Origin of the sequence: Microcoleus sp. F10-B2 (assembly GCF_036704965.1) — a bacterium.
Lineage (GTDB): Bacteria > Cyanobacteriota > Cyanobacteriia > Cyanobacteriales > Microcoleaceae > Microcoleus.
This window is the reverse complement of the sequence record NZ_JAUBTB010000123.1, coordinates 1-16,577: the sequence shown is the minus strand read 5'-3', so window position 1 is coordinate 16,577 and position 16,577 is coordinate 1. Positions and strand designations below refer to the sequence as shown.

The window sequence follows — 16,577 nt, the reverse complement described above, 5'->3', positions numbered from 1 at the left end:
AAATGCTAAAACTTCGTTGTGCTTACCTCAACGACCTCTTAGCCATTTGAGGTTTTTGCAAAACCGGGATGCTCCCAGTAGATGTAGATCTAAAAACAGCAGTTAATGTTGTTAACTTAGCAGTGCCTGTTCGCGACAATAAAAATCAAATTGCCGGAGTATTATTTGCCAGAGTTAGTCTCAATTTTTTAACTCAAATTGCCGCCAGATCGCAAGTTGGAAAAACTGGATACAGCTACGTTCTCGATCACCGCTCCGTACTAATTTCAGAAACCGGAAGCAAGATTAATCCATATTTACTGCAAGATTTGCGAGGGCGATCCTTTGTGCGAGAGTTATCCAAATTAGCTTTAGCTTCGGCGATTCAATCTCCGATCGTTTATCGAGGCTTGCGCGGGGAAGAAGTCATGGGCACGGGTGCGATCGTCCGGAGGGTGCAGTGGATGGTGGTTGTAGAGCTACCTACAGCCGAAGCTTACGCTCCGGTGCGTAACCTCCTATACGTCATGGGTGCAGTTACCCTCGCCAGCGCCCTCGTCGCCGTGGGCTTGGGAGTGGCTTTTGCTCGATCGATTACAAATCCTTTGAAATCCCTAACATCTGCCGCTACTAAAATGAGTAGCGGAATGTTTGAAACTCGGGTAAATATTGCGGCATCTAACGAACTCGGAAAATTAGCTAATGCTTTCAACAGCATGGCCAGTCAATTGGAAGTATCTTTCACAAAATTAGAGCATCAAAATGCCCAATTGCAGCGACTTGACAAACTCAAAGACGAATTTTTAGCCAACACTTCTCACGAACTCCGCACCCCGCTTAACGGAATTATCGGTTTAACTGAATCCTTGCTCGACGGGGCCACAGGACAATTGCCAGAAGCGACTATTTCCAACTTGGAAATTATTGCATCTAGCGGCAGAAGACTGTGCAATCTCATCAACGACATTCTCGATTTCTCGAAGCTGAGACACAAAAATATTGAACTGCAAATCAAGCCTGTTGGCATCCGAGAAATTGTCGATATTGTGGTGACTCTTTCTCAACCTCTAATTGGTACAAAAAATTTGCAGTTAATTAATTCAGTCACTCCCGACATTCCCCTCGTGGATGCGGATGAAAATCGGGTGCAACAAATTCTTTATAACTTAATCGGCAATGCGATTAAATTTACAGACAATGGTACTGTAGAAATTTCGGCTAATGCGATCGGCTTGAACTCGCCGCCTTTGGCCGAAAAAGAAAGTTCATTAACAAGCCAGCTTCAATCTTTAATTGTCAGGTCAAAACTGCAAATTACGGTATCCGATACTGGTATTGGCATTGCAGAAGATAAATTAGAACGAATTTTTAAATCTTTTGAACAAGCAGATGGTTCCACTTCTAGAGAATACGGAGGAACAGGTTTAGGTTTGGCAGTTACAAAGAAGTTAGTCGAGCTGCACGGCGGCGAAATTCAGGTATATTCAAAAGTAGGTATGGGTTCGCAGTTTACCTTTAGTTTGCCAATCTCTCAAAATCAGTATCTCGACCGCAAGCAGTTGCCAGCAACGGTTCGACCGTCTTTAGTTTCAAGAACCAACGATCGCAAGTTAATAACTAATGCAACTGCTGCACCAACTTTTAATGATAACAGTTTGAGCGATGATAAAGAATGCCAGGAAAACAGTCGGGTTAAAATCTTGATTGTAGATGACGAAGCTGTGAATATTCAGGTATTGGCTAACAATTTACTTCTCGAAAAATATGCGCTCGCCAAAGCTAGCAGCGGTAGAGAAGCTTTAGCCCTTATAGACAGAGGCTACAAGCCCGATTTAATCTTGCTAGATCTGATGATGCCGCGGATGACTGGTTACGAAGTTTGCGAGAAAATCCGGGAGAAATTCACCGCCATAGAAGTGCCAATTGTGATGCTAACTGCCAAAAATCAAGTATCTGACTTAGTGCAAGGTTTCAATGCAGGAGCCAATGATTTTTTAACTAAACCGTTTGTCAAAAATGAATTGCTAGCCAGAATCAAAACTCACATCCGTCTGGCAAAAATTAATGCAGCTTACGGTAGATTTGTCCCCCACGACTTTCTGCGATTTTTGGGACATGAAAGTATTGTTGATGTCGGACTAGGGGATCAAATTCAGAAAGAAATGACAGTTTTATTTTCTGACATTCGCTCCTTTACGACTATCTCCGAAGCGATGACTCCTCAAGAAAACTTTAATTTTATCAACAGCTACCTCAGCCGAGTGAGTCCGGTAATTCGCGCTCACCAAGGTTTCATCGATAAATATATTGGCGATGCGATTATGGCACTATTTCCTGAGTCGGCAGATGATGCTGTTTGCGCGGCGGTGGAAATGCAAAAACAAGTTATGGTTTACAACCAGCACCGACAACTCAGCAATTACGCACCGATTACGATCGGCATCGGTTTGCACGCGGGTAGTTTAATGTTGGGTACGATTGGTGAGCAAGAACGGATGGAAAGTACAGTGATTGCTGATGCGGTGAATCTCGCGTCTCGCTTGGAAGGATTGACTAAGGTTTACGGGGCGGGCATTCTAGTTAGCGACTCAATTCTAGAGCGTTTGGGCGATCGAGAAAAATATATGTGCCGATTTGTCGATCGAGTCACAGTAAAAGGCAAAAAATCTGCCGTGTCGGTGTTTGAAATTTATGATGCAGAAACAGAACAAAGCATTGAACGGAACTTACCCCGCACATAAGATTCATTTCTTCTGAAACCATTACAGGGCAAGACTTTCCTGGAGCGGGAAAATCAAGTACATGACTACAACTTTTTACAACCCTTATGTGGAGCGGGTTTGAGTTAATTTTATGATACAGCAATACTTTGGTTCTAAATATTAAGAAAATCTTAAATACATGGCTACAAAATTGGAACTGCCAAATAGCTAAAACGAATACGGCTCAAAGAATACAGCCACCGAAACTACCCCCTGCAGGGGTAAGTTCCGATTGAACTAAAACAGGAAACTGCTGCTGAATTTCAACTGGGTCTGGAGTTTTATTTCGAGCGAAAATTTAGTAAAGCGCAAAAAATATTCAAGGATATTTGCGAAATAAATCCTCAAGATAAGTTAGCAGCAATTTACTGTCAGCGCTCTCTGAAGAATCGAATGTATGGAGTGCCAGAAGGATGGTCGGGGATAGAAGCTTTGGATGAAAAGTAGGGATACGGCAATGCCGTGTCCGGCGCGGGGAGTAGGACAGGGCATCCCCATGTCCCTACAGTTCGCTTTGACTTTTAATAATTTGGTATAAAATTAAGGATTGTAGAAACGAGATCGGGTCATCCTTGCGTAAGTTTTGTTTAAGTACAAAATGGTTTATAATACTTACCAGAGGTAAGTTTTCGCTCCGAGTATTAATTGGGTCTTTTAAGCTAAATTAATGTTATGTCAACTCTCGATCTCAAGCGCTTAGTTGCCAAACTGTCAGTCAAAGGGAGCCTGCAAACTGTACTCATAGTTCCGTTTGTCTTGCAAGTATTTGCAGCAGTGGGTATTGTAGGCTATTTATCATTTAGGAACTCTCAAAAAGCAGTAAATGACCTTGCGGATCAGTTGATGGGAGAGGTGAGCAATCGCATCGAGCAAAATTTGAGGACTTATCTGCAAACTCCGCACCAAATCAATCAAAGCAAGCTGGATGCAGTGAAACTGGATTTTTTGAACATGAAAGACTTGTCAGCTTGGGAAAAGTATCTGTGGCGGCAAGTGCAATTATATCCTTATATAAATTTTACGTCGATCGCTAATCAAGATGGAGAATATCGCACCGGCGAAAAGATGTCTGACGGCACTTTATTGATTAACGCCTCGGGCCCTTCTACAAATTTTGATTTTTATTCTTACAATACTAATGATACGGGCGATCGCACGACAGTAGCAGCCTACGTCAAAAACTTCGACATCCGACAGCACCCTTCCTACTCCTATGCGGCTCTAGCAATCAAACCAACTTGGAGTTCAGTTTATATATCCTTCCTAGAACCCACCTTGATCCTCAGCGCGCTGCAACCAGTTTACAACAGCCAGAAACAGCTAGAAGGAGTATTAATTGCTGCTTTGCGTCTCGACAGTATCGGTCAATTTTTAACCAGCCTCAAAATAGGCAAATCAGGTCAAACTTTTATTATCGAAAGAAACGGCACGCTGTTGGCAACTTCCACACCCGAAAAACCTTTCCGCACCCAAAACGGTAAAAAAGAACTGTTTAAAGTTACAGAAAGCAGCGATGCAGTAACGCAAACTACAGCTAAATATTTAGAAAGTCACTTTCAAAACTTCCACCAAATTACCAAATCGCAGCAAATCCATTTTGAGATAAACGGGAAGCAGCAATTTTTAAAAGTCCTGCCCTTCCAAGACGGCAAAGGTTTAGATTTGCTGATTGTTGTCGTCGTTCCCGAAGCCGACTTTATGGAACAAATCCATGCCGGCAACCGAACTACAGTTTTGCTATGTCTGGCAGCCTTGGGCATGGCAACTGTGCTAGGAATTCTCACTTCTCGCTGGATTATCAAACCTCTTATAAAATTAAAAAATGCAGCAATAGCTTTGTCTGAAGGACAATTTGACCAAACTGTCAAGCTCGAGCGCTCCGACGAGTTGGGCGTACTTGCCGCTGCTTTTAACAGCATGGCAGCACAACTGCAAGCATCTTTTACTGCCTTAGAAACTACAAATATCGAATTGCAGCGCCTGGACAAACTAAAAGACGAATTCTTAGCCAATACTTCCCACGAACTCCGCACTCCCCTCAACGGCATTATTGGTATTGCAGAATCTTTAATAGACGGTGCTACCGGACAACTACCAGAATCAACAAATTTTAACTTAGTTTTGATTTCATCGTCTGGAAAAAGGTTGTCTTCTTTAATTAACGATATTCTGGACTTTTCTCAGCTCAAACACAAAACGATAGAACTGCAAATTAAGTCCGTCGGTATCCGAGAAATAGTCTCTGTAATCCTCACCTTATCTCAGCCATTAGTAGGCAAAAAAAACTTGCAGTTGATTAACTCAGTTGCTCCTGAATTGCCGCCAATAGCAGCCGACGAGAATCGCTTGGAGCAAATACTTTACAACTTAATCGGCAATGCGATTAAATTTACCGAAAGCGGCACCGTTGAAATTTCAGCAGAATTGGTAACGGGCAACGCACAATCACCGCCTAATTCCCAATTATCAATTACTGTATCCGATACCGGCGTTGGCATCCCCGAAGATAAATTAGAGCGAATTTTTGAATCCTTTGAACAAGCTGACGGTTCCACTGCTAGAGAATTCGGCGGTACGGGTTTAGGTTTAGCGGTTGCCAAGCAATTAGTGGAATTGCACGGAGGTAAAATTTGGGTATCTTCAACTGTAGGCGTAGGTTCCCAATTCACCTTTACTTTGCCCGTATCTGAAACTCAGCCGGAATTTAGCAGCAGACAGCCGCATTTAACCGAGGGTTCTCGCATTTTAATCACTCCTGAATTCGCCCGCCAATCATCTATAATAAATTCTCATGTATCAGACAATAGCGACTTGCTAGACAGTGAAAAATTAAAAATTTTGGTAGTTGATGATGAGCCGATTAATATTCATGTCATCATCAACAGTCTTTCTGTAGAAAACTACGATATTACTCAAGCGAGCAACGGCTTAGAAGCTTTAAATCTGATTGAATCAGGATTTAAGCCCGACTTAATTTTACTCGATGTAATGATGCCGCAGATGACTGGTTATGAAGTGTGTCGAGAAGTCCGCAAAAAATACTCGCCTTTAGAAATGCCCATTCTGATGCTGACGGCCAAAAATCTAACTACCGACTTGGTAGAAGCTTTTAACTTAGAAGCAAATGATTATGTAACTAAACCTTTTATCAAAAAAGAATTATTGGCGAGAATTAACACGCAAATTCGCCTTGCTAAACTGAATGCAGCCTACGGCAGATTTGTGCCGCACGATTTTCTAAACTTGCTGGAAAAGCCGAGTATTATTGAAGTAAAATTAGGCGAAAATCAGGAAAGAAATATGACAGTGCTGTTTGCTGATATTCGCTCTTTTACGGCGCTTTCTGAAAATATGACACCGCCTGAAAATTTTGCATTTATTAATACCTACTTGGGAAAAGTTAGCCCTGCCATCAGGAAAAATAACGGGTTTATTGACAAATACATTGGGGATGCAGTCATGGCACTGTTTCCTATATCTCCGGAGGATGGTGTGCGAGCAGCAATTGATATGCAAAAAGAAGTGAATATCTACAACCAGCAGCGACAAAAAAATGGTTTGTTTCCGATCGCGATCGGCATTGGTTTGCACGCGGGCAATTTGATGTTGGGTACTATTGGCGAGCGAGAACGGATGGAAAGTACGGTGATTGCTGATGCGGTGAATCTCGCGTCTCGTTTGGAAGGATTGACTAAGGTTTACGGCGCGGGAATTATCGTTAGCGGTGCAATTATCGACCGCCTAGACGATCCAGAAAAATATAAGTACAGATTTGTCGATCGAGTAATGGTGAAAGGAAAGACAAATGCTGTGTCGGTGTTTGAAATTTACGAGACAGAAACAGAGCAGAGCATTTTACTCAAGCAGCAAACTGCGGAGATTTTTCAAGAAGCTCTCAATTTTTACTACGAGCAAAAATTTGTTGCAGCCCAAAAAGTATTTCAGAATATTTTACAAATCAATCCTGACGATCGGGTAGCAATGCTGTATTTCAAACGCTCTCGCAAGTATCGAATGTACGGAGCTCCGGAGGGGTGGTGTGGCGTGGAAACTTCGACGGAGAAATAGGGCGCGCACTGCACGCCCTACTCTCTTTAAAAGATGGTTGCACAAACTTTAAAATATATTTGTACAAACGCCTAATTTATTCCAAGTTTTGGAGCCGACAATGCCATCAGCAAGAATTTGTTGTTGCTTTTGAAAATTGATGACTGCTTGTTGGGTTTTCGGGCCGAATCCTCCATCAGTATTTACAGAAAATCCGCTGGCGTTCAAGAGTCGCTGGAGGTAGCGGACATCCTCATTTTGAGTTACCGCATCGTTGCGTTTGAGTAGGGGAAAATAACGGCAGGAAGGTAATTCCATGTGAATTGCGTTTGTGGTTTGCATGCTTTGATTCTCTATTGGTTGTTTGCAAGTTGTTAGAAAGTACAGAAGTGCGGAAAAGATGTTAAGAGTCCTAGTCCTGGATACACTCTTGACTGGCATAAACGAGGTTTCGGCTTCGCTGAACCACCAGATTTTTTAGCGTTTCTGGGGGAGTAAAGGAAGTATTGCTGTGAAAAAACCCAGTTGCTTGCTACCCGTGCGCCTAGGATTAGTTAAGTTGGATTTAACATCCGGGTTCACCTGTATAACAAGCGCCTAATAGATTCCAAGTTTGAGGGCCGACAATGCCATCAACAGCAATCTTATTTGCCTTTTGAAATTTGATGACTGCTTGTTCGGTTTTGGGACCGAAGAATCCATCAGTTGCGACGGGATATCCGTTTTTAACTAAGGATTGTTGGAGATAGCGCACGTTTTGATTGGCAGCGGTACTATTATTTCGTTGCAGTGTGGGCAGTGAAGAGCAAAGAGGCAATTGGGCGTAAATTGAATTTGTGGTTTGCATGGTTTGATTGGGGATTAGTGGTTTGCAAGTCGTTTGAACTTGCTATTCCCCAGTTGTAGCTGTGGGGGGAAGTGCTTTAACAGTCGCTTTTTATAGTGACGCTTATCTGGGGTAGCTCAGATGAGTGACAGCCCCCTATCAAATCCGTTTTGTACAAAGTAATTGTCAAAGGCAAACAGCAGCGAATTTCCATTTTTTATCAACTTTTAGCATCTTTGCCACCAGCCCCACACCATAAGTAAGCCGGCGCCAAAAAACCCCCCTATGTAAACGAGGGCAAAGTCTCCAAATGCTCTCTACTGGCTAACTTAAACCTGTTTGCATAGTGTTACATTAAATCCGATAGCATCGAAATTAATATTACCCAGAATCAGGACACCGCGAGTGCCTGACTCCCTACAATTAATCGGGGTAGGGACACAGCACTGCGGTGTCCTCGGTATCATTCCGATGCAACCGGAAACGATATTACACTATTCGGTTTAATCCCGCCTACCTACTTACCTGTAAGGCTGTTGCTGTGGGGAGGGATAGGCTGATTGACGTAGAGAAAGCGAGTCAATCAATCGTGTTACAGCGTAATCGCTCCACTCTTCTATAAGCTGAGTAACGGTCTTTTCTATAGAGGAGGCAAAAATACTGTATTTAAAGCGAGTTAACCATTTGAGCGAAAAGGGCGATCGGGAAAATTAATCTGGGGTTGGGACTTTAACTTACAAGTGATATCATAGAATCGGTAGATAGTAGATTTGCGGCTGTCAAACAACTTGACAATTGAATCAATAACAATTTCTGTAACTATCGGGTTAAAGTCGGAAATAAAGCCGTCTGCGTCCAGATTTTGCCGAAAAAATTCCTTAGCTCGATCGCACTGATAGCGCATTTCGTCAAAACCAACAATTTTCACCACAAACGTTGTCAGCGGCGAGTTATCCAAATCGGTATTAGAAATGCTTTTAGCCCGCCCATTTTCTAATAAATTCAATACTTCTGCTTCTAAACCACTTTTAGGTTTGTAAGGTTTATCTATTTCTGGAAAAAAGCTTTCCAGGCCCACGCATCGAGTAGCTCGATCCGGAAGTTCTCCCATCATCATCGCCAGAGAGACATCGAGCCCAAAACCCGAAGAAAGAACTTCCAGCAGTGCGATAGCAGCCAGTTTGCAGCCCAAATAAAGCTTCGCAATTTCAAGATTGTACTTAGCAGTAGTTTCCCAGCGCTGATAGGTGCGATCGTCTGGATATCCCTGAAACTGCCGAAAAATCACCTCAGGCTTGAGATTATTCAGAAAACCTTCCATCTTCAGCAAAGCAACTCGGTAGTCGCGAATCGTGTAAAAACCCCAGGATGTGAGATTGTGATTGGTTTCCGGCAGTAAATTCCAGGTATTTGCCAAAAAATGGGCTGAACTCTGGTGGGCAAAACTCATCACATCCCTGTTAGAAATTCGCACAGCTTTTTTCACCGTTTCCCGCAGTTGCTCGTCTGTCAAACTGAGTTTAAACAGGCTATTTATTGCTTGCAAGCGGTCATAAAGGTGCTGGCTTACCGTTATTCCCCACTCGGCGGAACGAAACGGAATTGTTGCTTCTATGCAGGCTGAAATTTGAAGCAATTGCTCGCGTTTGAGAAATGGTTCTAGAGCTTTTGTTGCTACCAAAGCGCTGAGAAATTCGTTTTGTCCTGTGAAAGGATTGAGCACTTCCCCCGGTATAAAACCGAATACTAGCATTACCATCTCAAAGGTAGCATCCGCAGAGAGTTCAGATTGCTCCCGAATTTGTAGCTGTTTGTTAACCTCTTTTGTAACAGGAGTGATGTAGTAGCTGACGTTAAAGTTAATGCTGTGATCGACTTGCACGTAGACTGTATCGTGAAATAAAGCTGCCAAAACCTCGATCGCATCTTCATTTCCCCCCACATCAAAAATATGTTCGGGAGTGTGAAAAAATCGCCAGGGCCCCATCATCGGCTGAACTATCAGTTCGGCAATCCAAGCGAGTTCACTTGGTTCGACTTTTGCTTCCAGGCGATCGATCGCCCAAGTCAGCCTTTCTAAGCACTGTAAGTATGCCTGTTTGCTATCCATCACAGTCTTTTCCAATAACATTACTGTCACGCCAGCGATCCCGATCTTGTTTTTAGTTTGATTGTTTCGTAGATGCGCCCCGCATTTTTTGATTTGAGATTTTTGAGTTTTTTGTTGAATATTTTAGCTAGAATTTAGGAGGCAAATACTTACTTGAAATCACTTAATTTCCGGTAGCTGACCTCCCTTGTTTTCCCAGTCTAATTAGCACAAAGTATGACAAGTAAAGTACATAAATTGCTAAACCTATCAGACCCAACAATCCCAAAAATTGAGGGTTTGCTGTAGCGTGAAACCTCTCTTTGTACAGCCAAGGCGGGTCTAACCAAACGCGGCAAAAAGGTTCGTCAATTACCTGAATTTGAGATTTAAAGGCACAGCTTAAGAAGGGAATTTGAGCGATCGCGCCCAAACCGCTGTAAACAGTAATCGCCCACCGCCAAGCTGTAAAAGCCAGTTTCAGGGGCGACTGCGGTCGATCGGCAATTTCTTCGTTTAAATCCTGCCAAAACCACAGACAAGCAGGAATCAAAGCCCTCCCCATCACCGACGACACAAAGCTCACTGGCAGCGCAGCCATCATCAGGTAAAGTGTAATTGCCAGCAAACTCGCCACCCGCCAATAAATAATCGACAAACGGACAATAGCCTCAGCTTTTGCAAAAACAGCCCAAATCAGAACTACCAGCGGGATCGAAATTGTTAATAACACAGACAACCGGTAATCCATCCAAACTAGCGGTTGAAACCAAGGCCCGGTGGCTGCCAATAAAAGACTCAACATCTTTGGGAAAATATACTCACTTATTTATGACAAATTCTACTTTGACACTCTGTGCACTCTTGGTGACTGAGATTCTTGGTTCAACGAAGTCACTTGCTTGCGACAGGATTTCTCCAGCCCAAGTAGAGGTGTCTTCTCCCCAAGCGTTAATTCCGGTATGCCCTACCGTACTCGATCGGTTGTCTGTATGTAGTTAGATTTTGGTTCAAATGCAAGTTTTCCTAGACAGCAACAACGTTAAGCGTGACTGCGCACTCAACAATAAGAGGGCGAGTTTTTACGTTGTCTAGTTATACTCAATTTTCAACCTACGACAACGATCGTATCACGCCTAGTACAAGACTCACGAACACTCTTGACCCAACTCCAGAAGTGTCGCTCAAGTCAAGCGGACTAAAGTCTCGATCGTTTTCCGCCTCCTGTCTTTTTCTATAAAAATGCTCAAAAATCAGCGTTGCACAATTTGAGGATGATTCTTGTGGGGTGTCTCGCCTGCTTTGAAAATACACGCCATCGGGATACGAGAGCTCATCCCACACAACAATCAAAATTATCCCGCAATTATGCCATGCCAAAAAATCAGCAACTGGAACACTCTGCTTAATGTTCCAGTTGCTGCTGCAAGGATTGCCAAATTGACTTGGCGCGCTTTCCAATTTCGTATTTGAGACAGGATAGAGGGAAAATCTCGCCATTACTTGGAGGCTGAACCCGTGAAATCCTCCCGCGCCCAAAGTTAGACGGAGGCGCGGGAGGGAAGGCGTAGAGCTAAATTGCTCGTTTATTCGTCGTAGATGCGGCACTCAGCAGCGTCAGGGTTGTCGTCGCAATACTTTTCAAAGGAATTCTTAGGTTTGACTTGCTTTTGGTGGGAAGCTTCTGCTTGCAGTTCTTCAACTGCGTCCCACGCCGCCGCGCATTCCCCGGAAGTGGCGCCCTTGAGGTCACAGACGCTACGAGCGCTTTCTAGTTCTTCTGCAATTTGTTCTTGGATGTTGCCTGCGGGTGTTGTTGTCATAGTCACCTTATTGAGTAAGAAAGGTTTTCTTTTTGGATGTTAGTTTGTGTTGGATTGGCAGTTTCGGTCTGGCGACCAGGCTAATAGTAGCTGGAGATGCGCTGCTGTTGCAGCAGGCCAGATAGAAACCATCCATCAACTGCGGTTGCAGCAGGTGTCTCTACTTCCTGCTTTACTCTATCCCGTTGGCGGGTTTTAGTCGCCAGGCATCAATGTAGGTCGAGCCGACCTTACTTTCGATCAAAACATTACATGAAGTTGGTGTGTCAAACTGTATTGAGCTTTATCTTTTAAGATTTAGCGGAAGACGACATTTAACACCAAACAGATTTATTCGACCATCATGTTAACTTATGTTAACACAAGAACCGCCTTCTGGGGGAATCGATCGCCCGAGAATACCGTCCCGCCAGCGGCCAGTTGCGGTTAGCCTAATGTATAGAGATAGTTTTATAGAGAAGTTCGCCGTATGTACACCGAAAACAAAATGCAGTGGGTCAGCGCTTTATCAACCCGCCCCTCTTTGGAATCCGCCCTCAAAGAAGTTATAGAACAAGCAGATCGAACCTTAGAAGGCCCGGCAGATTTAGCCCTGATATTTATCTCGTCTGCCTTTGCCAGCGAGTATTCTCGGCTGATGCCTTTACTCCGAGAACTGCTCCCGGTGCCAGCGATCCTGGGTTGCGGCGGGGGAGGAGTCATCGGCACGAACCGGGGTGGCCTCACCGAAGAAGTCGAGGGAGCTCCAGCAGTCAGCCTGAGTCTGGCGCGCTTGCCGGGAGTGAACGTCAGAACTTTTCACGTCAATGCAGAAGAACTACCGGACTTAGACAGTCCCCCGGATACTTGGGTGGATCTCTTGGGCGTGCCGGCCCGGGAAGAACCGCAGTTTATTATTTTCGCCGACCCATTTTCGGCAAAAATTAACGATTTGCTGCAAGGGCTAGATTATGCCTATCCGGGTGCGGCGAAGGTAGGGGGGCTCGCCGGCGGGGACGGTGCGGGTAGGGGCGCAGCGCTGTTTTGCAACTATCAGCTTTATCGAGAAGGGACGGTTGGAGTGGCTTTGAGCGGCAATATAGTTTTGGAAACAATAGTCGCTCAAGGCTGCCGGCCGATCGGGCATCCTTATCGGGTGACGGAAGGAGATCGGAATATTTTGCTGAAACTCGAAGAACAAACCGACGATAGCAGCAGCGGGGGCATCGAGCGATCGCCCTTAGAGGCACTTCGAGAGTTAGTTCAAACTTTGAGCGAAGAAGACCGAGAATTAGCCCAGCACTCGTTATTTGTAGGCTTAGTCAGCGATGAATTCAAGCTGAAATTAGAGCCTGGAGATTTTTTAATCCGCAATCTGTTGGGAGTAGATCCGAAAGTGGGGGCGATTGCGATCGGCGATCGAGTCCGTCCCGGACAGCGCATCCAATTTCACCTGCGGGACGCCCGCACCTCCGCAGAAGACCTAGAAATGCTGCTCGATCGCTATCAGCGGGCCGCCGAGTACAGCGGTACATCCAGTGCCGGGGCCTTGATGTTCTCTTGTCTGGGGCGCGGTGAAGGACTTTACGGCCAATCGAACTTTGACTCCCGACTGTTTGGCCGATACCTCAAAAACATTCCTCTGAGCGGCTTTTTCTGCAACGGCGAAATCGGCCCCGTCGGCGGCAGCACCTTTCTGCACGGCTACACCTCCGTATTCGGGATTTGCCGCCAAAATTCATAATTTCTGAACTGTTGGCTGTTGACTGTTGACTGTTCACTGATGACTGTTCACTGATGACTGTTCACTGTTGACAATCTCAAATCTCAAATCTCAAATCTCAAATCTCAAATCGACTGATGAGCAATAACTAAAAGCGGCAGTCGCCTGCCGCTTTTAGCTGTCACTAAATGTCTGGAAACCTTAGAAAGTAAAGGTAGTCCGCAGGACTCCTACCCAGATATCGTCATTTTTGTCGTTATGTTCTGGATTCAGAATCACGTAAACGCCCGGTGTCACCGAAATAAAGTCATTAACTTGGAAGCGATAGAAACCTTCTAAGTGATAAGAGGTTTTGCGGTCTCTGGCGAGATCGCTCTCTGTAACTTTTGGCGGTACGCCGGCGATCAAACCGAGGAGGTTCCCTGGCTTACCAAAATCTGGCAGTGCCAAGAAAAGAGCACCATTTTGGATGGTAGCTTCATTGTCGCCGCCCCGCAGTTGTTCAGCCTTCGTGTAACCGTACCAACCGCCAAGCTGAAAGCGCTGGCTCGGTTTGAAGTTAACCTGCACGCCAAAGTTATCTGCTGCGGTGGGTGATTGACCGAAGGGCCGGTTAGCCAAGGAACTGCCCGTACCGCCCATGATGCCAACATCGCCTGCTCGATTGTATTTCCGGGTATAGCTAACACCAACATCAAAGGCCTGGCCCAGAGATAAGTTGAGCTGGCCCAAAGCGGTGAAGGAACCGTCGAAAACGCCCCTGCCGTCGGCTGGGTTGGGAGCATCGCCGTCGGAGGCAAGATAGCCTACTGTGGCTTTCACTGCGCCCAAGTTGTAATTCACAGCAGCACCTGCTCCTTCGGAGCCGCGGAAGATTGCTGGATTGTAACGTCCAAACCTGGAGATAGAACCGATGGCAGCATCTCCAAAGGGAGTAGTCACAGGAGCAATGTCATCAAGATTCAATCCTTTGGGCCCTAACCAGACTGTGGCGTTGCCTGCTGGAAAACGATAGTACACCTTATCAAGTGTGAAGGCGTTTTCGCTTTGGCCGTCAATGCTGAGGCGAGCCATGTTAGTGCCAGTGGCAGTGCTGGCACCGTAGTTGGGGAGGTTGACAGCTTGCAAGCGGGTTCTGAGCAAGTCTCGGCCGGTGAAGCTGGTGTCGAAGTTCAAGCGCACCCGGTAGCCGAAGGTAGTAGACGTGCTGTCGTTCTCGTGAGTGCCAACTGCATCTCCGAAGGTGTCGCTAGCGAGAAAGACTACTTCTCCTCTCAACTTGGTGGTGGTGGAGAACTGGTTGGCTTCGAGTTCTGCGGTGCGAGCTTCTAGACCGTCTACCCGTCCGCGCAGGGTAGCGAGTTCGGCTGCAAATTCTTCTTGCAGGCGTTGCAGGATGGCTAAGTCGTCTCGGGTAACCAAGTTACCTGTTGACCCAATTAGTTTGGTTATGTTGTCTAAGCAAGCGTTGACGCCGGCTGCAAATTCGTAGCGAGTCAGGGCGCGGTTGCCGCGGTAGGTGCCGTCGGGATAACCTACGATACAACTGTAGCGTTCGACTAGGGATTGCAGGGCTTGGAATGCCCAATCTGTCGGCCGCACGTCGGAGAGCTGAGAGACCGATGTCACTTGGGACATGGTTCCCGACTGTTGAGTCGGCTGTGCTTGGGGAGCAGCAGGGACGATCGGGCCGCCCATTCCTCCGGGTACTGTCTGAGCTATTTCTACCTTAGTAGCTGGGGCAGTAGCTGGGGTGCTGGCGACTGCTGGCACTTCAATTTTCGCAGCGGTGTCTGTCTGGCTGCTTTGCACTGCCAAGTCTGATGCTTGGGGCGACGACGGTTCGACTGTGCTGGCTGCTGCTACGGGTTCAGTCGCTGCTGCTGTGCTGGCGGGAGCGCTTGGGGCTGCTGAGTCGATTTCGCTGGCGGTGGTTTCGAGTGCTGCTGCGCTGGTGTCTGGTTCGATTGCAGCCAGTTTTTCAGGCTGTTTTTCAGCGTCGGCGGAGTTGGCGACCGGGGTTTGGGCAGCTTCAGCGCTGCTGTTTAAAGCCAGCTTTTCTGGGGCAGCAGGGGCTGCTGCAACTGGTTCTGCAACTATTTCTGCAGCTATTTCTGCAATTTTTGACTCAGATGACTGAGCTGTAGCTAGCTGGTTGGCTTCAGCGGTTGCTGGAGCTTCTGCTGCGATCGCAGCGGCACTGACGACTGATGATAACCCCAGAATTGTCGGGGATACTAGCAGTAAATTCCAAAAAGTTCTGTTCATTTTCCTCACACCTTCACACTCTATTCAACTCGATCGGCAATTCCCAACTGCTAATTTTTGTGGTTGCTTGCCTGTTGACAATAACTGCCAAAATAGAACCTATCCATAACTGTTGATTCACAGTAGGCGTGTCTAGTTCCTGGTTGAACGTAGGAGGCTGGCCCCTTGTACGGCCCAGGCATCAATTCAGGTCAACCCCACATTTCATTACAGTTGATTATACCATCACCTGCTAATTTCATCTCTAGATCGCCAGACTTGCTTGACTTGCTCTGCGGGCGATCGACAACTGGTTTTACGGGTTCGACCACTATCTGCCTTTAACTGACAACTGCCCAGAGCCTTCGGTTACGCCAGACTTAACAGACAGTTATAGGTAGGATTGTGGCTGCTTGTCGCATCTCTTATACAGCTTTTTCTCATAGAATGTCAAGCTTTTTAAGCTAACTTTAAACCTCGCGGCGCAAAAGGGGGTATTTTTCAGTCGAGAGTGGGGAACTCAGAGCTAAAGGTTGGTAAATTTACCCCGTCCAAACCAAAGTTCCGGCTTGACCAATTTTGGTTTTTTGATGGCCCCAGCAGTCTCGACTTGCCAGCGCGATCGCCATTTTTGAGACGGCCCGTCGGCGAATTTAATTTCCCGCTACTTTAACACAATTTTTTTGCGGTCTGGCAGCACCAGCCGACTGAATCTCTGTTAGCTGAAATTAGAGTTTTGTGGACTCGCTGTCTTGCGTTTGACAACCAGTTATTTTTTTGGCACAGCCTCGGGATCTCAAAGCACATTTTCTCTGTGATTTATGCCACTGTCAAAGTATCCGTTGATTCTCCGGGCGTCCTGGACGCATCAACCGGGTTTTAGGAACGCAAATACTTGCTTTTAGGCGATCGCTCAAAGTTAAAAAACCGGGTTTATGACAGTAAGGAGTGCATCCAAGACTGTTTTAAGTTGCTAAGAACACAAGTAAATGCCGCCAGTTATGGGAGGGCGATCGAACAACCTGTAAGGAATGAGAATTAAATAACTTACAATTTATTGTTCTTGTGGGATGGGCGTCCCGCCCGTCCTTTCTGGACGGGC

Annotated in this window: 9 protein-coding genes; 3 read left to right on the top strand and 6 right to left on the bottom strand. The window is 45.9% G+C overall.

Features of this window, described 5'->3' with window-relative positions; translation table 11 throughout:
- Positions 1 to 68 precede the first annotated feature (68 nt).
- Positions 69 to 2,720 (top strand): response regulator, encoded by a 2,652-nt coding sequence (locus QUA99_RS29475; protein ID WP_333245690.1) that lies wholly within the window; start codon positions 69 to 71, stop codon positions 2,718 to 2,720.
- Between the two features lie 693 nt (positions 2,721 to 3,413).
- On the top strand, positions 3,414 to 6,809 hold the full coding sequence (locus QUA99_RS29470) for an ATP-binding protein (RefSeq protein ID WP_333244419.1): 3,396 nt from the start codon (positions 3,414 to 3,416) through the stop codon (positions 6,807 to 6,809).
- A 48-nt stretch (positions 6,810 to 6,857) separates the two neighbouring features.
- On the opposite strand, the gene QUA99_RS29465 is transcribed toward QUA99_RS29470, so the two are convergent.
- The 5 genes from QUA99_RS29465 to QUA99_RS29445 form a co-directional block, all read right to left on the bottom strand.
- Positions 6,858 to 7,130 carry a peptidoglycan-binding domain-containing protein gene (locus QUA99_RS29465; RefSeq protein ID WP_333244416.1) on the bottom strand — a complete coding sequence of 91 codons (273 nt, stop codon included), beginning with the start codon at positions 7,128 to 7,130 and terminating at the stop codon, positions 6,858 to 6,860.
- Between the two features lie 223 nt (positions 7,131 to 7,353).
- Positions 7,354 to 7,635 (bottom strand): peptidoglycan-binding domain-containing protein, encoded by a 282-nt coding sequence (locus QUA99_RS29460; protein ID WP_333244413.1) that lies wholly within the window; start codon positions 7,633 to 7,635, stop codon positions 7,354 to 7,356.
- A gap of 655 nt (positions 7,636 to 8,290) precedes the next feature.
- Positions 8,291 to 9,724, bottom strand: a complete 1,434-nt coding sequence (locus QUA99_RS29455; RefSeq protein WP_333343630.1) for a hypothetical protein — start codon at positions 9,722 to 9,724, stop codon at positions 8,291 to 8,293.
- Between the two features lie 163 nt (positions 9,725 to 9,887).
- On the bottom strand, positions 9,888 to 10,508 hold the full coding sequence (locus QUA99_RS29450) for a DUF3177 family protein (RefSeq protein ID WP_333244410.1): 621 nt from the start codon (positions 10,506 to 10,508) through the stop codon (positions 9,888 to 9,890).
- 781 nt (positions 10,509 to 11,289) lie between these two features.
- A complete protein-coding gene (locus QUA99_RS29445; RefSeq protein ID WP_333244407.1) occupies positions 11,290 to 11,526 on the bottom strand; it encodes a Calvin cycle protein CP12 in 237 nt (78 codons plus the stop codon).
- A 469-nt stretch (positions 11,527 to 11,995) separates the two neighbouring features.
- Here QUA99_RS29445 and QUA99_RS29440 point away from each other — a divergent pair, with 469 nt between their 5' ends.
- On the top strand, positions 11,996 to 13,249 hold the full coding sequence (locus tag QUA99_RS29440) for an FIST N-terminal domain-containing protein (protein ID WP_333244404.1): 1,254 nt from the start codon (positions 11,996 to 11,998) through the stop codon (positions 13,247 to 13,249).
- Positions 13,250 to 13,429: 180 nt separating this feature from the next.
- Here the strand turns inward: QUA99_RS29440 and QUA99_RS29435 are convergent, their stop codons facing one another.
- On the bottom strand, positions 13,430 to 15,496 hold the full coding sequence (locus tag QUA99_RS29435; RefSeq protein WP_333244401.1) for an iron uptake porin: 2,067 nt from the start codon (positions 15,494 to 15,496) through the stop codon (positions 13,430 to 13,432).
- Positions 15,497 to 16,577: the final 1,081 nt, after the last annotated feature.